This window comes from Roseiconus nitratireducens (genome assembly GCF_008629675.1).
GTDB classification, from domain to species: Bacteria; Planctomycetota; Planctomycetia; order Pirellulales; family Pirellulaceae; genus Stieleria; species Stieleria nitratireducens.
The window spans coordinates 90,462-109,605 of the sequence record NZ_VWOX01000020.1; the positions used below are offsets into that span (position 1 = coordinate 90,462).

At 61.4% G+C, this 19,144-nt stretch carries 15 protein-coding genes; 5 read left to right on the forward strand and 10 right to left on the reverse strand.

All coding sequences use genetic code 11. The features are described from left to right. Window positions 1-36: 36 nt before the first annotated feature. Window positions 37-1,155, reverse strand: a complete 1,119-nt coding sequence (locus tag FYK55_RS24860; protein ID WP_150079331.1) for an NAD(P)/FAD-dependent oxidoreductase — start codon at window positions 1,153-1,155, stop codon at window positions 37-39. Next, entirely contained in the window at window positions 1,152-1,847 is a 696-nt protein-coding gene (locus FYK55_RS24865; RefSeq protein WP_150079332.1) for a methyltransferase domain-containing protein, read from the reverse strand. Before FYK55_RS24865 ends, FYK55_RS24860 begins: the two co-directional genes overlap by 4 nt. A gap of 435 nt (window positions 1,848-2,282) precedes the next feature. Here FYK55_RS24865 and FYK55_RS24870 point away from each other — a divergent pair, with 435 nt between their 5' ends. Next, window positions 2,283-3,647: an META domain-containing protein gene (locus tag FYK55_RS24870; protein WP_235908955.1), complete on the forward strand. Its 1,365-nt coding sequence runs from the start codon at window positions 2,283-2,285 to the stop codon at window positions 3,645-3,647. 13 nt (window positions 3,648-3,660) lie between these two features. Here FYK55_RS24870 and FYK55_RS24875 read toward each other — a convergent pair whose 3' ends face one another. After that, on the reverse strand, window positions 3,661-5,502 hold the full coding sequence (locus FYK55_RS24875) for a glycerophosphodiester phosphodiesterase (RefSeq protein ID WP_150079333.1): 1,842 nt from the start codon (window positions 5,500-5,502) through the stop codon (window positions 3,661-3,663). Between the two features lie 159 nt (window positions 5,503-5,661). Between FYK55_RS24875 and FYK55_RS24880 the strand changes: the two genes are divergently transcribed. Beyond that, window positions 5,662-6,297 (forward strand): DUF502 domain-containing protein, encoded by a 636-nt coding sequence (locus FYK55_RS24880; protein WP_150079334.1) that lies wholly within the window; start codon window positions 5,662-5,664, stop codon window positions 6,295-6,297. A gap of 32 nt (window positions 6,298-6,329) precedes the next feature. After that, on the forward strand, window positions 6,330-6,974 hold the full coding sequence (locus tag FYK55_RS24885) for an HdeD family acid-resistance protein (protein WP_235908956.1): 645 nt from the start codon (window positions 6,330-6,332) through the stop codon (window positions 6,972-6,974). A gap of 36 nt (window positions 6,975-7,010) precedes the next feature. Here FYK55_RS24885 and FYK55_RS24890 read toward each other — a convergent pair whose 3' ends face one another. Beyond that, a complete protein-coding gene (locus FYK55_RS24890) occupies window positions 7,011-8,027 on the reverse strand; it encodes a lipid-binding SYLF domain-containing protein (protein ID WP_235908961.1) in 1,017 nt (338 codons plus the stop codon). 314 nt (window positions 8,028-8,341) lie between these two features. Continuing rightward, window positions 8,342-8,992, reverse strand: a complete 651-nt coding sequence (locus tag FYK55_RS24895) for a class I SAM-dependent methyltransferase (RefSeq protein WP_150079336.1) — start codon at window positions 8,990-8,992, stop codon at window positions 8,342-8,344. A 491-nt stretch (window positions 8,993-9,483) separates the two neighbouring features. On the opposite strand from FYK55_RS24895, the gene FYK55_RS24900 reads away from it, so the two are divergent. Then, window positions 9,484-10,878 carry a hypothetical protein gene (locus FYK55_RS24900; protein WP_150079337.1) on the forward strand — a complete coding sequence of 465 codons (1,395 nt, stop codon included), beginning with the start codon at window positions 9,484-9,486 and terminating at the stop codon, window positions 10,876-10,878. A 131-nt stretch (window positions 10,879-11,009) separates the two neighbouring features. Here FYK55_RS24900 and FYK55_RS24905 read toward each other — a convergent pair whose 3' ends face one another. From FYK55_RS24905 to rpsR, 5 genes are all read right to left on the reverse strand, one after another. Beyond that, a complete protein-coding gene (locus FYK55_RS24905) occupies window positions 11,010-11,315 on the reverse strand; it encodes a DUF1294 domain-containing protein (RefSeq protein ID WP_235908957.1) in 306 nt (101 codons plus the stop codon). Between the two features lie 2 nt (window positions 11,316-11,317). Next, a complete protein-coding gene (locus FYK55_RS24910; protein WP_150079339.1) occupies window positions 11,318-13,135 on the reverse strand; it encodes an ATP-binding cassette domain-containing protein in 1,818 nt (605 codons plus the stop codon). Between the two features lie 269 nt (window positions 13,136-13,404). Beyond that, window positions 13,405-15,183 carry an ABC transporter permease gene (locus FYK55_RS24915; RefSeq protein WP_235908958.1) on the reverse strand — a complete coding sequence of 593 codons (1,779 nt, stop codon included), beginning with the start codon at window positions 15,181-15,183 and terminating at the stop codon, window positions 13,405-13,407. A gap of 290 nt (window positions 15,184-15,473) precedes the next feature. Continuing rightward, window positions 15,474-15,935: an acyl-CoA thioesterase gene (locus FYK55_RS24920; protein WP_150079340.1), complete on the reverse strand. Its 462-nt coding sequence runs from the start codon at window positions 15,933-15,935 to the stop codon at window positions 15,474-15,476. Between the two features lie 141 nt (window positions 15,936-16,076). Further along, window positions 16,077-16,244, reverse strand: coding sequence for a 30S ribosomal protein S18 (gene rpsR / locus FYK55_RS29840; protein WP_235908959.1), 168 nt, complete (start codon window positions 16,242-16,244; stop codon window positions 16,077-16,079). Window positions 16,245-16,929: 685 nt separating this feature from the next. On the opposite strand from rpsR, the gene fusA reads away from it, so the two are divergent. Beyond that, window positions 16,930-19,011: an elongation factor G gene (gene fusA / locus FYK55_RS24930; RefSeq protein ID WP_150079341.1), complete on the forward strand. Its 2,082-nt coding sequence runs from the start codon at window positions 16,930-16,932 to the stop codon at window positions 19,009-19,011. Window positions 19,012-19,144: the final 133 nt, after the last annotated feature.

The window sequence follows — 19,144 nt, forward strand, 5'->3', positions numbered from 1 at the left end:
AAACATCTCGACCGCGGAACGCCGTCATCGGCCCCGCTACCGCTGCCCGAGGGCTTTCAGCAGCGGTGACGCCAACCATGGGACGCGTGACAAAGCGACCGCGGCTGGGCCGCGCAACCCATCGTGGTGCAAAGCATCGGTCACCATGCGGCAAATCCGTTTCTTCCCGCGCAGCAAATCGCGCAATCGCGTTCTCCACTGACCCGCCAGCGTGTCCCAATCGGGGCAGTCACTGACCAATTCAGCCGCGGCGATTCCGCTCTGGATTGCCCACGTCATTCCTTCGCCGGTGAACGGTTCCACATACCCGGCGGTGTCACCGATCGCCAGCAACCGCCCTTCGGCGAACCGCCTGGACCGACGCAGGGGTGGAGTGGTGCGAAGTTCGTCGGCCGTGTCCCAATGGCCGGGATCGAAACCGCTGGTGGCCAGCAGCCGCTGCATTCGCACCAACGGAACTCCCGCCTTCGCCGACTCCGATCCGCTCCGCAACGCCGCGGCCACGTCGATGCTGCCATCGGCCAGCCGAACCATGCCGACGTACCCATCGCTGCCACACGCCATGTAGATCGTTCCGGGATCCGCCGTGCCGGTTTGCAATCGGCACGAAACGCCGAAAGGTCCGTTGGGCGTTTCGGTCCATGGCAAGTACTCATTCAAACCCGCCATCGACAATCCGGCCGCGCAAATCACCAGGTCGTACTCCCGCTGGATCGCTTCCGCTTCCTGCTGCAATGCGACCCGAACCCCGCGATGGTCTGCATCGATGATCGACGCCCCACACGGCTGCAAAACTTGGGCGCCACTCTCCGCCGCAACCTGCAACAGCAGCGGGTCCAACACATGGCGGCTGACGGCGATTCCGTTGGCGAGCGGCAAATCGATTCTGCGACCGCTGAACGAGGCCGACCACCGCCGCGTTGTCGCGGCAACCCGCTCCACCGATTCACGCAGAGACAGGGACTCCAAAGCCGCCAGTCCTGCTCCGCCGATGCAGCAACCGCAGACCTTGGGACGGGGGAACGCCATCTTTTCAGCCACGTCGACCGGCACACCTCGACGCGCCAACACCAGCGCGCAGACCGACCCGGCCACGCCCCCTCCGATCACCAATACACGCGGTGACGGTACCGACAGCGACGATGACGCCTTCATCGGGATTCCTTGACCGCGGCGCACCTGCCTCGCAGCATGACAAACATGCGACAAGGAATAACCCGACGGACAGCCGCATCTTGACCGGACGCCGCGCGCACCAGATGCTTCAACTCGTCGCGTGTGAAAGCACCGCGCACGCTCCAGCGGGCGTCATGGTGCACCACCACGGACCGCGAGAGCAGATGGGCGCCGACCGAGACCAGAGCCAGATTCGATCGCGAACGCTCCAGGTCGCAGATCATCACTTTCCCCCGACTGATGTCCAACATCCGTTCGGTCAATCGCCCGACATCGTGCTCATCCAAGTGATGCATGAACAACGAATTGGTCACCACGTCAAAACCGCCGGGCAGCGGATCGTTCAAACAATCCGCTTGCACCGAATTGATCTGCACGTCGTATTGTTTTGCCAAACGCTGCTGTTCTGCGATCGCGAAATCGCTGATGTCGGTCGTCGTGATTTCAAATTTCAACCCGTCACGTCTCGCGCGAACGGCCCAGGCCAGCGGCAGGTCCGCTGATCCACTGGCGACGTCAAGAATCCGCAAGGTTCGCCCGGGGTTGCGACACGCTTCGCGGCGCAAGTGACGATAGAGTTGCGACGCGATGCCGGTGAAACGATTCAGACGGGCCAAGCCGGCAAGAGCAAGTCGATGCTCGTCCTCGGGAAGCCCCGGTTGGTCCATCATTTCCGGGATCCGTTGACGCGGATGCGGATGTACCAGATTCGGATTGAGAAAGGCTCGGATCAAAAGGGAGACATCCTGCTGCGGCCGGGAATCCTGCCTCGCGAGATGATTTGTCCGAACCACCACGCAAGCTTAAAACGGCCATCATACAAAGTCGACGATCGGAATGACTCCCCATTCACCCCGGTGCGCGCCCTGCAGCAATTTGCAGGCAGCGGGCATCGGAACGCGTGTTCCGAGTCGGGTCCGGCTATCACGCGGATTGGTTGCCACGGGCCGGGCGGAAGGATAGGCTGCGATCGGCAACGCGGTGACGCATTCACCCGGGACGACTTCCCCCGGCACATGGCGGGCCCCGTGGGCAAGCGCCGGGCAGGTGCTGGGCAGGCGCCGGCCGGCAAAAACAGGCGACCCCTTCCAAGGAGAACGATTGAAATGACTGGAATCTGTTCGACCATGATCGGCTCCGTCCGCCGCCTGGCCGCGGTCATCGGCTTGCTCGCTGTCTCCGCGGTGGCGGACGCCCAGCCATTGCCGTCCTGGAACGACGGCCCCGCCAAACAGGCGATCGTCGATTTCGTCGCGAAGGTCACGACGGAGGATTCTCCTGATTTCCTCGCACCGCAAGACCGCATCGCGGTGTTCGACAATGACGGCACGCTATGGCCGGAGAACCCGTTGCCATTCCAGCTGATGTTTGCCCTGGACGAACTGCGACGCCTGGCGCCGGACCATCCGCAGTGGAAACAGAACCCGGTGATTCAAGCGGCACTCGATGGCGACGTCGCAGTCTTGAAAAAAGATTTGAAGAAGTCTTTAAGCGAAATACTGAAGGAGACGCACGCCGGTACGACCGTCGACGAGTTTGACCAACGTGTCCGCGACTGGCTGTCCACCGCCCGGCATCCCAGGTTTGACCGGCCGTACAACGGCCTGACCTATCTGCCGATGCAAGAGGTGCTGGCGTATCTGCGCGAACACGGATTCCGAACCTACATCGTTTCCGGTGGCGGCAAGGACTTCATGCGAGTTTGGGCCGAAGACACGTACGGGATCCCACCGGAACAGGTGATCGGTTCGATGGGGCCGCTGCAATTCGAGATTCGTGACGGTGTCCCCGTCTTGGCGCGTCAAGCAGGAATCGATTTCATCGATGACAAAGAGGGCAAACCCGTTGCGATCCATCGTTCCATCGGACGTCGCCCCGTCGCAGCTTTCGGAAACTCCGATGGCGACTTGGCGATGCTGCAATGGACCACGATGACGCGTTCACCCTCCTTCGGATTGATCGTGCACCACACCGACCCGGAACGGGAGTACGCCTACGACCGAGATCCTGCCAGCAGCGGAAAACTTGTCACAGCATTGGAGCAATCCGAACAACAAGGTTGGGTGGTGGTCGACATGAAGCGAGATTGGAAAACGGTGTTTGAAACGACGGCGGCAAGCGATGGGGACATGTCTTTGGACGCGACGAACTGGATCGCCGAAGACATCGGTGGCCGCGGCGTTGTCGACATCGCACAGTCAACCCTGTCGTTTGATCAACCGAATCACGTCACCGGCAACACCGCGGTCAACCGCTTTAGCGGTCCCGCCAAGATCGACGGCCGGTCGCTGCAACTGGGCCCACTGGCAACGACGCGGCGGGCCGGTCCGCCGGCGCTGATGGATCAGGAGAACCGGTTCTTGAAAGCGTTGTCGGCGGTGCGAAGTTACCGTTTCGACGGCCAGCGAAAACTGCTGTTGCTTGACGAACAGGGCCAAGTCCTGGTCAAGCTCGCCCAGCTGGACCGTTAGGGCAGGCGGCAACTCACTGCTGCGAATTGACTTCAGGTCGAATCCCTAAGTAGTAGGCCACTTCCAACGTCAACCGTTCGACGGGGCTCATCGCTTCGCGGTCGGCGAGTACCTGCCGGGCCAACGCCGGACGGTCGGTGATCAGGTTGTCCACGCCCCGGCTGATCATCAATGACATCGTGTAGGGATCGTTCAACGTCCAAGCGGCGACGGTCTTTCCCCGCCGATGCGCCGCGTCGACGAAAGGCTTGGTCGCCAGCGAGTCTTTGACGGCCAGAAAGTCCACATCGGTGCGGGTCAAGTCGCCGGCGGCCACGGCGGTCAACAGCCCCACCGTCCAGTCGGGACGCAGTTGCTGAATCTTCCTGACTCCCGCCAATTCCAGAGACATCACCACGACCTGGTCCGACATTTCCATTGTCTCGACCAAGTCCACAACCTTCCGCTCCAAATCTTGCGTGTGGCCATAGTATTTCAACTCGATGTTGACGCCGGCTTTTCCGCGGCACTCTTCCAACACCTCTCGCAGCGTCGGCACGCGTTGGTCCTGGTAGCTGGGACCGAAGTAACTGCCGATGTCGATCGCGCGTAGCTGCTCGGCGGTAGCCTGCCAGATCTTGACCGGATCACCGGCGACTTTCTTCAGATCGCTGTCGTGAACCACCATGATCTCGCCGTCACTGGATTCCTGCACATCGATCTCGATCCAATCGGCACCGTCCTCGATCCCGCGACGAACCGACGCCAACGTGTTTTCGGGGGCCGAGAACGCGCCGCCGCGATGCGCGGTGATCTGGACATGGTCTTCGAAATCAATGCTGCCAAGCAGGCCCACGCCGAGTAATCCCGCTCCCAGCAGCAGGATGATGGCCGACGAAACGACGCGCCCGGTCGTCAGCCTTACGCGCATCGCGGTTGCCGGCTCCTCCGAAACGGTCGGCATCTCGATCGCCGCCGAACCGCGTTCGTCGACGTACAGCATCGAAAGCAGCGCCCCCAGCGAGATGTTCGCGACGACACCGGAAACCAGATTGCCTAGCCATACCAGCAGGATCATCAACCCCAGAGCGAGCACCATCCATGTCAGCCGTGATCCGGTGGTGTCCACCACCTGCTGCGCCGCAAACACGACGGTTGCCGACAACGCCACCCGCAACAACGTCGTCGTCGCGAACCAGCCGACCAAACTGCCGGCAATCAGACGCCGACGTCCGGTGGCGCGACGCTCACTTTCGGTAATCGCCCGGATCGCGCCGGCGCGTTCGAACAACACCAACGGCGTGGCCTCAACCCAGCCGATCACGCGCCACAGCAGCAGGACGCTCATCAAGACCAGGACGAACCCGATGGCAACCACCGCCGCCCAGAATTCCGGCGGATGCTCCGTCAAGTAAAAATTGATATCGTGCTCAGTCAATAACATCCAAAAGATTGCCCCACCGACGGCCAGAAAGGGAAGTGCGTTCAGGCCGATCCGCGCGACCACCCAGGCCGCCAGCCGCAGCAGCGTCGTCGACTTCGATGCCACGTACCGAAACACGCTCCGCGGCCGGGGCGTCCTTCCGACGGCGGATCCCACGGAAACCATCATCAGGACGGCCAGTTCGATCGCGAACACCCCCACGACGGCCCCACCGACAATCAAGAACGCGCCCCATCCGATCGGATGAATCAAGAAACGGGCGATGTCGGTGTCGGCCAGAACCGTGCGTCCGGATAACGCCAGGAACAACCGAAAGAGCAGGCTGACCAACGGGGTCAACACAACCACCGCCACGGTTTTAAACAGCAGGTCGACAACAACCAGCTGTCTCCAGCAGGACGCCAGGTTTTTCATCACGGCCTTGAACATCATGCTGCTCCGAATCCATAAACTGCAGGTCGTCGGTGGCCACCGTCAATGCGCTCGTCCCCCAGGTAGCCGCCAATCAAGTATCGACGCGACGCCCACCTGTGGCAATGCAGATGCGGACGGCCTGGCGATGCGAAAAGACTCAGCAAGGAATACAGATCGATGCGGCGACACATTGAACGCCCGGTTGGTTTTTTGAGATCGATGGCGGTCGGCGGCGTCATCTTCCTGCTGCCGTTGATCGTGGTGGGATGGTTCGTCGGCAAGGCGGCCAGCGTCGTTTACGTCGTCGCCATTTTTCTGCAACAGACTCTGAACATCACCACCGCCTACGGTTACGCGATGGTGACCGCCGCGGCGCTCGCCCTGGTCGTGCTGGCCTGCTTTGCCGCCGGCGTCGTGGCCCGGATGACCTTGGGTCGGAAGCTCAGTGGCCTGATCGAACGCCACCTGACGATGATTTTCCCGCGGTATTCCATTTACAAAGATCAGGTCGCCGGCGGCATCGGTGGCGACCTGGCACGCGACCGGATGAAACCCATCCTGGTCGAAGTCAACGGAGTCAAGCGTCCGGCGTTGGAAATCGAACGTGCCGGCGACGGCACCACCACCATCTATTTTCCCGGCGCGCCGGATCCTTGGAGTGGAACCATCGGATTCCTTCCGGCAGACCAGGTTCAATCCCTGGAAGTGGAAATCGGACAATTCCTGGCCATCTTCGAACGACTGGGACGAGATTCGTACAATGTCATTTATCAGGAGGCAGCGATCGGCGAACCGCCGCTGGAACAGGCGTAGACTTTCATTCCTTTTTCGCAATGGGATCCAAGATGTCCGACAACCTTTCGACACCGCCCCAACCGGGTTCCACCCGTCCGATGGCCGATCAGATCGCAAGCTTGTGGTGGTTGCCACTGTTGCGCGGCATCCTGTTGCTGTTTCTGGGTGTGTACGCGTTGATCAATCCCGGAATGACTTTGGCGGTTTTCGCCCAAGTGATCGGGTTCTTTTTGGTGCTCGACGGCGTCCTGTCGATCGTCGCGGGGGTCATCGGTCAGACACCGACACGGACATGGAGCATCGTTCGCGGGATCCTGGTCGGACTGGTCGGCATCTTTGTGTTTGCCAATCCCGTGCTGGTCGCGGGCATCACCGCAACTGCCATCGTGTACTTGATTGCGTTCACGACGATCCTCGCAGGCGTGTTCGAGATCGTTGCGGCGATCCAGCATCGTGCCGAAATGGAGGGCGAGGGGTGGTTGATTGCCGAAGGCGCGCTACTGGTGCTGTTCGGAATCATCCTGGTTCTGGCCCCGATGCTGTTCGGTCTGACGATGATCCGAATCCTGGGTGTGTTCGCGATCCTGGCCGGCATCGGTCTGATCGTGTTCGCCTTTCGGATCAAGAAGCTTCCCGAGAAGGTCGCCGAGATCCGGCAGCAGCGCGGCGGCGAGGACGCGTCACCAACCGTTTGATGGCGTCGTTCACCGTGCCGCGTGAGCAGGGACGTTTCAGGATTGCGGCGGCGGCGGCAACTGCAGATTGCCGGGCTGCGGTGCCAACGCGTGCTGGTAATGCTTGAGCAACCCATGCACCGAACGGAACTCGGGTCGCGACGCCAGTTGTTCAAACCGCGGATCATTGGCCACCGCGTCGTAGTGCGACAACGCTTCGGCAACCGCTGCGGGATCGGCGTGCTGCTGTCCCTGAGGAATCAGCGGCAGCGCCAAGTAGGCTTGCCAGTTGGCATCCAACAATTCGAACAGCTCCGGTGCCAATTGCAGCATTTGATCTCGCAACAGATCCGGTTCGCTGGCGGCGTAGCGCTGAGGAAACTCGGGATTGCCGAAAGCCCCGGTCGCTTCAGGCGAGGCACCGGAGATCGGCGTTCCCGCGTAGGCGGCGATCTGTTGCGTCAATTGCACCGCCTGGGGCGGTACAACCACGCTCTGCCCCGGGCCCGGGCTGCGATAGTAGGCACCGGTGGATAGCTGGTCCAACCGAAGTACCGAGCCGTCGATCGAAACGCCTGCAAACAAACCGCGGCTGCGTGAGTAGGAATAGATTTCGGCTTGCAGTTGACCGTCGGTGGCAACGGCAGTCTGGCGGCCCACCGGTCCGGCCGCCGCAGCCGCGTCGGCTCCCAGCGTCAACTTGCCAGACAGGATCCCCTGGATGCTGCGGGCGGTCTTGAACACCAGCACGATATCGGACGATTGGACTCCGATCTGCCAGCCGACGTTGCCGCCGGTGAGCGTCACAAACATCGGAGCATGCCAAACGCCTTCGGGATCACGAACGAACAGCAATCCTTTTCCGTGCCGCGCGCCAACGATGAAGCTGCCCTTGATCACGTTGGGAATGATCGCCACCCCGTGGCAATTGGCCAGCATGGATTCCGGGATCCGGTTCAGGGGCGACGACATCGCCTCGTTCAGCACCGTGCTTGCCGCCAACACGGTCTGGTCCTGGACCGAATTAGCGATGGTCTGAGGCATCGCGGTCTGAGGCATCGCCGTCTGAGGCATCGCGGTCTGCGGTGACTCTGGCTGACCGATCGGCTGCAGGGGCGCCGGATTCAATTGTCCCCAGGCCGTATTGCCCAGCGACAGCGCGACGGCGACGGCAAGGTAACGGAGACGGTGCAAGGCAACACGCATGGCGGAGATTCCTTTCCCGGGGGCAGAGCGGCAACCGCCGGCAAGGGCGCGTTGGCCGGTGGTAGGAAACGCAGTGTAGGTAATTCAGATATCGAGAAGAACAGCGATTTCGCCCAACTCGCCTGCCAGCCCGCTCGCCGGCCAGGAAAGTGTCAACTCGACCGGCAGGGTCACGGGTCGCGCTACAGACCGAAACAGTTGTCCGGACGGTAAAAGATCGTCGTCTGATGGCGGCAAGGGCTTCCCGGTTTCAACCCACCGATGCTCAGCGATTTGAATCCCGCGTCGGCCAGCGCGGCAAACCCGGGCTGGTAGTCGGCCCGATCGGAGTCATCCAGCAGCACGATCCCGTCGGGTTCCAGATGGCCCAAGGCTTGCCGGATGCAGTTGACGCGGTCCTGGCCATCGACCACGACCACGTGGAAGGATTGCTCGCACTGCGCGATCGCCCGACAGTAGTCTCCGTCGGTGTCACGTGGCTGGAAGATCACCCGGGCGTTGTCCGGAATCAGCTCCTGGACGCGGTCATACCAGCTCCGGTCGTATTCGACGGACACGACCTGCCGGCAATGTTGGCCGAAAAAGCACGTGGAAAAGCCGCTGCCAAATTCGAACACGTCGTGGGTTTTGCGAAGCCGCTCTTCCAGCAATTCCACCATCGAGTAATTCATCCACGGCACGGGATCGCCGCTTTCGCTACACGGGGTGCTGGTGCGAATGCTCTGGATCCAACCCGATTGCCGAATCAGCGACCGCCGGGTCGAAATCAGCTTGTAGCAGGCGTAGGGGACGGCAAATCGACTCTTCAGTTGGCGACCGACCTTGCTGGACATGAGCTTTCGATGTTTTTTTTGTGCGGATGCGGGCATTCGGGCGGCGCCCGGGAGAAGTCGGTTTTCGATTAGCAGGCGGTCGCCCCCCGGGTCAAGAGTGCTTCGTCGGCGAAAGGTGCAGGCCTGCAGACCGGCGAGGAGCCCGGTTCCGGCCCGGTGAGAGACGTTCGGCGTGAGGCGCCCAGCGTGGGGCGCCCGACGCCCCGACCGCAATCGGCGCAAGCACATCGGCCGGACCCGCTGCGCTCTAATGGCGCGCGGTGATCCATAAAAACCGCGGCCGAACGGTCTTCGGTCGTCTCTGCCCGCCCGACAGATCGAATTACAATGTCGGCGGATCCCCGCACGGTCGCCGCACCGCTGGGCGCCAACGATCGCCGGCATGACCTATCCGAAAACTCGCGTGGGCCCGATCACGCTGCCCTGCGAAATGCACGGCGAAATGCACGGCGACGTCTTCTCCGAGCCATCATTTCCTTGAGACCTGAAACATGATTCATCGATTTCTTTGTTGCCTGGCCGTGCTCGCCGCCGTCCTGCCCGCCACCCGCGGGTTCGCGGAAGATGAAAAGCTGGCATTGCTTCTGGACCGCACACCGGCCCCGCCCAACGTGGTCGGGTACGTCAACGTGAAATCACTGAACTCGTTGATGTCCGACGCGGGATTCTCTCGCGAAATTGCCGGTTCGTTGGACGAATACTGGTTCATTTCCAAGCTGGAACTGATGTCGCTGAAGCCCCGCTGGGAAGCCGGTTACGCCACGCTGCAACGAGCGGTCGACGCCAAAATGCTCGCCGACAAAGTCGGTGGTTACGTGGACCAGATCGAGGGCAAAGATGTTGTTTGGACCCCCAACCAGTCCTACCTGGTGCCCGGGGAGGAAAACCGCGTGGGCATTCTGCGTCCGGCGGACCGGTCACTGCTATCCGGGTGGCTCTCGCCGACCCTGAACTCCAGTCACTCGGAGTATCTGGAGACGCAGGCGAAACAGTCAGAAAACTATCTCTCGATGATGTTTGCCGTTGACCTCGCCGATGCATTTTCCCCGGTGCCGATGGCAAAGAAACTGGAAGGCTTTGAATCGCTCAAATCCCAGCAACCGGAAACGGTCGCGGGAATTCTGGCGTCGATCAAGGGGGCCCGCATCATCATCGGACGACGCAGTTTGGATGAATGCATTCTGACCGTTGATTTCGGCAAGTCGCCCGCCGGTCTCAAGCCGATTGCGGCCGACCTGCTGGGCGAGATCCTCAGCCGCAATGGGACCGCTGCCCCCGAAGTGCTCAGCTGGAAAGTTTCGGTCAAAGACAACCAGATGGCCCTTCAAGGGACGATCACCGAAGCCACGCTCAGCGGCCTGATGGGCGTCTTCAGCCTGCAAGGCCAGGCTCGCCAGGTCGGCCGGAAATTGTCCGACGACGCCGGCAGCGAAAGCCAGAAGGTCGCCTACCAGACCAAGAATTACTTTGACGAGGTCAACGCAATCATCGAACGGACTCGCAAACACAGTGCGCAAACCACCGGCGCCTTGGCGAAATGGAATGACCAGCGGGCCCGCCAAATCGATGAGTTGGGAACCTTGGGCGTCGACCCGGAAATGGTCCAATACGGCACCAACGTCGCCGAACTGCTTCGCGGCAACGCCTTGGCGGTCCGACAGACCAACATCCAGGCCGGAAAAATCAACGCCAGCCAAAGCTTGAATAGCGGGTACTACGGCAACGGTTACTACGACGCCAACTCGACCACCGACTATCAACAGGTGACGCAAGCCTACGCTCGCGGCAACGCCTACGCGAACTACAAAGGCGCGCTCAACCAGATCGACAAGATGACCGCCGAAACGCGTCGAGCCATGACGGACAAGTACCAGATCCAGTTCTGAACTGGAGCGGAACATCGGGAAGTGTGACGCCGCCGAGACCGATAGGGCCTGGAGCTTTTCGCCGGTGCCCCCAAGATGCTGTCGTCCCTGCGAGACGAAGGCAAGGGGGAAGCCGGTGCGCCACGATTCTCTTATCCCAACCAAAGGTACGCGGCGACACCGACGCATCCCAAGTGCAGCACGACGGTCAACCAGAACGCCACCACGAAGGAAAGCTTTCGCGTCTTGTGACGAAAGACGCGTCGGGCCAACCAGCCTCCCGGCCAGCCGCCCACCAGATCCACGGTGTGCAGCGTCCGCTCGGGGATCCGCGGCCCGTCAAGCTGGGCGCGCCGCTTGTCCATGCCGTAAAGCGTGAACGAGGCGACGCTGAGCATCGTGATGGTCACCGCGTACAGGGCGACCGGCCAACCGATCGCGCCGTCGATCGACGACACGATCATCTGCCGTGCCGGTAGGGATTGAACAGCAGGTAGTTCAGGTGGCGATAGAGATCGCTGTCATTAAGCAGTTCGGCGTGCTTGCCTTCGCCCGCCAGACTGGCACCGTTGAGCAAGATCACGCGATCGGCCGACCGCAGGGACTGCAGCCGCCGCGGCAACAAAACCACCAGGGAACCCTGATCGCGTAGCTTGCAAATCGCTTTCAAGCAGGGATCTTCGCCGGAATGGGCGCTGGGTGCGGGAGGTTCACCGACCAACAGAATCGGAGGCCGATGCAACAGAGCCCGCGCGATTCCGATCGCATACGTCGCTTCGGTCGACAGCGATGTCTCGCCCTCCGAGGCGTACGTCCCCAGCCCATCGGCCAGCCGCTGGACCTGCTCGTAGGCGTCCACCTCTCTCAACGCATCGACGATGTCCGCGTTGCCGATGGTGCTGTCGCCGCCGGCCAGGTTTTCCTCGATCGTGCCCTCCCACAGCGGCCCCGAGGGTTCGATCCACATCACGTTCTTGGCCAACGAGGCCGGATGCAGATCCAACAACGGCAACCCGTCGATCCGGACCTCACCTTGCGACGGCCGACCGAACCCCATCAGCAATTCCACCATCGCCTGCGGCGAAACCGAATCGGTCCCCAACAAGGCGACCAGAGAACGCGGTGAAAAGTCCGTCGTGACATGCTTCAGGATCGGCTGGCCATGGGAATCGGACAACGTCACGTCGCGAAATTCGACGCCCTGACGCAACCCCGCAAATCCGATCCGTTGCTCCGACGGAGCGATCTCATCACTGCGTCGAAGGTACGCGTAAACGGCATCGCAGGCCGGGGCGCTGTGCCGCATCATTTGGCCCATGCCCAACAGACGCCACACGGCCGAGATCGCACCGACGAGGGCCAGGGCCAGGACAACCGCCGAAGACAGGCTGAGCCCCGAATCACTTTCAAACAGGTTCAACCCCAGCCCCAAAATCATGATCGCCGTGGCGGTCGAAACGGCCAGAAACAGGATCGGCCAAATCCGGCCTCGCCGCGCATCCTCTTCCGCCAATCGCTGGTACAGCAAATCCAGTTCGGTGCGGAACGTTTGCTCGGCGAGCCCCTCGGTTTGCAAGCGGGCCATCTTCGGGGCCTTGCCGACCAGTGCCGCCATTTTGGCCCGCAACTGCGGCAACTCCCACTTCCCACTCTCATCCAAATCGGTTTCGTAAACCTGGTTGTACAGCCGCCAGACCACGGCCCCGCTCAACACCGCCATGACGGCCAGCCAGACGTGAACCAGCAGCGCCACCGCCACACATCCGACCAACAGAATCACGCTCCGCGGGATGCTTCGGTACCACAGCGACAAACCGTTTTGCACCAACGGCAATTGCCGCCCGATCAGCTTTTGGGCGTTGACGCTTTGCGCCGCTGCACCTTCCAACTCCGCTCGGCGCACGCTCTGGCGCAAGACTTTCTCGTGCAAACCTTTGACGATTGCCGCTGCGCGGCGGTCGGCCAAACGTCGATGACGCCACACCGCAAAACAGAACACCAACGTGATCAGAAAGCCCAGGGCGACCAGCCGCGACAATTGCCCCAGCGGAGGCTGCTGCACGAACGATTCCGGCAGCCAAACGAATAAGTTGACGCCCAACTGCACCGTCGAATCATCCAGCCGGCCCGTTTCCATCAGCTTGGAAATCAACCCCACCAGCAAAACCAACATCGGCACCAGGATGCCCGCCAGGGCGGCCCAGAACAGGGATGGCAACCAACCCTGACTCGCCTGAGGTTCGTGTCGTGCGGCCGCTAAAGTGCGTAGTCGATTCAATGCAACCGCTCCCCGGATGTGTCCTCATGTCGTCAATGAGAACGTGTTCTTGATGCCGATGCCTTCGCCCCACCCCGAACCGGGACCGGCCGGGAAACCGAAGGAGTCCTGCTGCCGCGGAGACTTGAAGCGGTCTCGCCACAGCAGCACCAGCATAGTCAAACACGCTCTTCGCGTTCACGGTCGCGGGGACGGATGAATTCCCGCACGCCAAACCGCCGGCCGATCGGGCGATGTACACGCGTCGACCGGCCAACCGTGAACGTTCGTTATGCCAAATCGCGGTCCTCAAACAGGATCATGGCCAGCATCCAAATCGCGACCGCGAAGCATACAAGATAATTGAAAGCGCCGGCCAAGTAGATCCAGGGCACCTGGTTTCCGCTGTCGAGCGCACTTTGCACATTGAACACGTTCAAGTTGGGAACGACCACGGCGATCAAGTTGCCGAAGAAGGCGACCAGTTCATTATTTCCCTCGGCCGATGCAACCAGGGGCGACGTCAGGTTGCCGATCACGTAGATCACAAAGCACAGAATCAGGTTGGCCAGCAACGGCAACCGGGTGGCCAGCGCGACAGCGATCGCGGCGATGATCATGGTTTGCATGAAGTACAGTCCCAGCACCGGCACGGTCGACATGATTTCCTCGAACCCGACCTGCCAGACCGGAGCCGCTTGCGACGTTTCCCGAGCGTCATACAACGGCTTGTAGGCCATCAGGACCAACAGGAAAGCACCGATGATCACGAACATCACGGCCACCGTCATGACGATTCCGGCGTACTTGCCCAGCAGGAATGACCGCCGCGAAACCGGCTTGCTAAGCACCGTCAACGCGGTCCGACCCTCGATCTCTTCGCTGACCGCCGTGCCCGCACTCCACACCGCCTGGACCATCGCCAACACCATGATCAAGGTGACGCTGCTGTCCTTGAACATTCGGATGTCGTCACCAAGCGTGTTGAACGGATAGATGGAAAAGATGATCACCCCGATCACGCCCATCGCCACCAAAATCAGGTACAGCGTCTGTGCCATTTCGTTCTTCGCGGTCGAAAGGGCCAGCGCCCAAACGCGCGGAGCCGCCTGGCGGAAGGCGACCAGTCCGCTGACGCACAGAAACACGAAGATCCCGATGCCGACCGCCTGAGAGATTTGGGGAATGTTCGGCACCGACGTCGTCGTGATCACCACGGTCGCCGGGTCGAGTTCACGGTTTTGAATGTGCAGCAGCGACGGGTCACCGGGCAGGGGCGGCACGTCCCGGTCTTCATAGCGGAACGTCAGTCGTTCACCGGCATCGATCCGCGTCGGCGCACGACTGAAGTCCTGGACCTCTGCCGCGTCGGCGATCATGACGGTCTTGTCGGTTTCGATCGTTAATTCGGACAAACTGGCCAGGTCGTAGTCGACCTGCTGCGGATGGAAGATCGCCTCGTCAGGCCCGACCGACGGATCGGCCCCGGGGATCGTCAGCTCCAACCGACGCGTCCCATCGCCGACCAGGTTCACCTGGGCGGCCGAACGGACAAACGTCATCGGTTCGGCCACAAAATAGCTCCCTGCCAATCCGAGCAGGACGAAGATGCCGGCAATCGACAACAGGTAGGGGACGATCCCTTCGGTCAGCATCTCGCCCCATTCCTTGCGGGTGCGATGCCACATGCCGTAGATGACCGCGTATCCCAACACCAACCCGATCGCGACCAGAGGCAGGATCAACGTTTGGCTGTAGGTGTCCGCCAGCGGAACGTACAGGTAACACAACCCGGCGGCGAACACGGCGCCCAGAATCAGAGACAGGATGTTGCCGCGACGCGGCGAATCGGCAATCCGGCCCAATGGCGGCAAAAACGAAAGCAGGGCCAAAACCCCATACACCACGACGCTCGCCGCGGCGCCCAGCAGCAACCCCACCGCGATGGCGTAAATCGGCGTCACCCAAACGGGAAGCCATTCGGTGATCTGGCCCAGCGGCAGGCTCGGCAAATCCAGGGACAGGGTGGAGGGTAGGGAGGCCAAAGCCGGGAGCACTGACGAAGCCATGGGCGGAAGCAGCAACGTTGATGAATGGAAAAGCACAAATGGGGCAGAGCATCTCCGCCGCGTTTCAGCTACGCAAGCGGAGGCAAAAAGGTTGTCCGCCGCCAGGGATTTTTCTCGATTCCGGCCGAGCCGTCCTCGTCGGGGCGAACTCTGGCGGTGACCCCGGGACGCAAATCGGTCCGCCGCTGCGAGGGAACCGGCCGGGAAGTCAGACTGAAAGTCCCGGCGGCTCGATCACGCGTGCGGTCCGCTCGGGCAAGCCGTCCAGCGAGCTCAGCAATCCAGCAAGCTCACTGGAGCGTGGCCAGTTTTTCGCGGATGTCCTGGGGGATCGCCACCTTGTCCAGCCCGCCGCCGGGATGCAACCGGCAGCAAACCGTCACAATCGATCCCTCGGCCACGGCTTGGGCTTGCCCGTCGCGCTGCTGGCGAGAGAAGCGGAACGCGTACTCGACACTGGAACGCCCGATACGTTGGACCCGGGCGTCGACCTCGATCCAATCTTCAAACCGGGCCGCCGCCGTGTAATCGCACGCGGCGCGGACGCGGGGCCAAGTGATGGGACGATGCTGATAATCCGGCGCGGCGGCCGGGTCGGACGGATCCGGGTGCGGAGGCAGCACATCGATCCCGACCGAGCGGAGCATCTCGTGCTCGGCGGACTCCATCCAAGGAAAAAACACCGAGAAGTGAACGATTCCGGCGGCGTCGGTGTCGCGAAACTCGACGCGGCGGCGGGTGCGAAAACTCATGACTGCCCCGCCGGATTCCGGGTCCCTTGAACGGCCACTACTGGACCTGATCGGCCACGCTGGATGACTGGCCAGGCTGGATGACTGGCCACGCTGGATGACTAGCCGACCGGCGGCGCGGGCCGGCCGGTCGCCGCAGAATCAGTCGCCAACGTAGGGCAGCAAGGCCATGTAGCGTGCCCGTTTGACCGCCGCGGTCACTGCGTGCTGGCTGACCGCGGTGCAGCCACTCTTGCGGCGTCCGACGATCCGGCCTTGGCGGTTAATCATCTTTTTCAGCAGTTCCACGTCCTTGTAATCCACGTACATCGGACGCGGCCGATGGCCATCGACGAAGATCGGGTCCTTTTTCTTTGCACGGGACCGGACGCGGGATCGTTTTCGGGCTCGACTACGCGAGCTCATCGGACGGGCAGGCATGACGCTAGGCTCTCAAGAAGGGGGCGAACGGACGCGGCGGACGATTCTCGCCGGCGGAACCCCGGATGCGGCGGGTGACATTCACTCGGTCGCTGCGAAGCTCCGCTGCGGCAATCGGCCACAACGGTCGGTGAGACAGGAGCTTTCACGGAACACGCGTCCGGAACGGCTCATCGACTCGCCAGAATTTCAGGGCGTGGGAGTATGCCGTTGCCGGCGGCGGCGGGCAAGAGGGAATCAGCGATGGGGCCGGTGAAAACCGGGGGAAATTGCCCCAACACTTTCCCGCCCCCAACTGATTTGCCCTTTTCGGTTGGCCCAACCTTTGCCATATTCCGCAAAAATTCCCCAGGGAAACACCGGCCGCTCCGTCCAATCGGCGAGGCCGACTCCCCTGCCCCTGGTAACGCGTCTGCTTCGATCGGCCGGATGACCGCGCCCCTGAGCAAGACCGGTGCCCCCCCAAATCAATTGCTCCGATCTACCATTCTCGGTCTTTCTATCCGTGTCGACGCGAATTGTGTTCCGCGTCCCCGAGACATCTCCGGTCGGTTGCGACAGCTAGGTGAAGAAGATGAAATTGGAGAAAGTTAGGAACATCGGGATCAGTGCCCACATCGACTCGGGCAAGACCACGCTCAGCGAACGCATCCTGTTTTACGCCGGTCGAATTCACAAGATCGAAGACGTCCGTGGCGGCGGCGACGGGGCGACCATGGACCACATGGAGCTGGAAAAAGAGCGTGGGATCACGATCACCAGCGCCGCGACCAGCCTGGAGTGGAAGGGGTACAAGATCAACCTGATCGATACCCCCGGCCACGTCGACTTCACGGTCGAGGTGGAACGTTCGTTGCGCGTCCTGGACGGCGCCGTGCTGGTGCTGTGCAGCGTCGGCGGCGTGCAAAGCCAGTCGATCACGGTCGACCGCCAAATGAAACGCTATCAGGTGCCGCGCCTGGCGTTCATCAACAAGATGGACCGCACCGGTGCCAACCCGTTCCGCGTCGTCACCCAACTGCGAGAAAAGCTGGGCGCCGAAGCGTTCTTGATGCAGTACCCGATCGGGGCCGAAGATAACTTCGAAGGCGTCGTCGACCTGATCGAAATGAAGTCCTACCGTTTCTCCGGTACCGAAGGACAAAACGTCGATGTCGGCGATGTCCCCGACAACCTGAAGGAAAAGTGCGAAGCGGCCCGCGCGCACATGCTGGAGCAACTGTCGTTGTACAGCGACGAAATGATGGAACTACTGCTCAGCGAGGAAGAAGTTCCGCTGGAAATGATCTACAAGGTCACCCGCGACGCCGTCCTGGGCGGCGCCACCCCGGTCTACCTGGGTTCGGCGTTCAAGAACAAAGGCGTCCAACCGCTGCTGGACGCGGTCAACCGCTACCTGCCGAGCCCCTTGGACCGGGAAATCAAAGGTGTCGATCCTCAGGACGAATCGAAAGCCATCTTGCTGAAACCCGATCCGGAAGCCCCGTTTGTCGGCATGGCATTCAAGATCGTCGACGATCCGTTCGGCCAATTGACCTTCATGCGGATCTACCAGGGAACCATCACCAAGGGCGACAGCTACTTCAACCAGCGGACCAGCAAGAAGGAACGCTTCAGCCGCATCGTCCGCATGCACAGTGACAAACGCGAAGAGATCGATACCGCCAGCGCCGGCGACATCGTCGCGGTCATGGGCATCGATTCGGCCAGCGGTGACACCTACGCTGCCGAACGTGACCAGTGCACGCTGGAATCCATGTTCGTTCCCGATCCGGTGATCAAGATCGCCGTGACGCCCAAAAGTCGTGGTGACGGGGACAAGATGGGCAAAGCCCTGCAACGGTTCCGCAAAGAAGACCCCACCTTCCGCGTGATGACCGATGAAGAAACCAACGAAATCCTGATCAGCGGCATGGGTGAGTTGCACCTGGAAGTCTACATCGAACGTATCCGCCGCGAATACGATGTGGAGATCGAAGTCGGTGCACCCAAGGTCAGCTACCGCGAAAGCCCGACCCGCGCCGTCGACTTCAATTACAAGCACAAGAAGCAAACCGGTGGTTCCGGGCAATTCGCTCACATCGTCGGCACGCTTAGCCCGCTGGAGTCGGTCAGCGAAGGCAGCTTCGAATTCGAAGAGCACATCGTCGGCGGCCGGATTCCGAAGCAGTACATCCCGGCCATCGAGAAGGGCTTCCGAGACATCCTGGACAAAGGCCCGTTGGCCGAATACCCGGTGGTGGGAACCAAAATCGATCTCAACGACGGCTCGTTCCACGAAGTCGACTCGTCGGAAAAGGCGTTCTACACCGCGGCCCAAGGCTGCTTCCGCGAGTACTTCAAACAGGCCGCTCCGAAGTTGCTCGAACCCATCATGCAGATGGAAATCGAGTGCCCCGAGGACTTCCAGGGAACCGTCGTCGGCGACATCATTCGCCGTCGAGGCATCATGAACAGCAGCGACGTGGTCGACGGCAACAGCATCATCATTGCTGAAATCCCGTTGTCCGAAACGTTCGGTTATGCCACCGACCTGCGCAGCATGACGCAAGGCCAGGGAACGTTCACGATGGAACTGGCGACCTACCGCGAAACGCCCTCGAACATCCAAGAAGAGATCATCGAGGCCAAGCGGAAGGAAAAGGAAGGCAAGTAAGAGCCTCCCGGATGCCTCCACCGTCAAGCGACGGTCGTCGACGAGCATCGGCCGTATCCACGCTCGCCGTATCCACGCTCGCCAGAGCGTGGAGAATCCGTAGCGTGGAAAGTCCGTAGCAACGCTCGCCTGA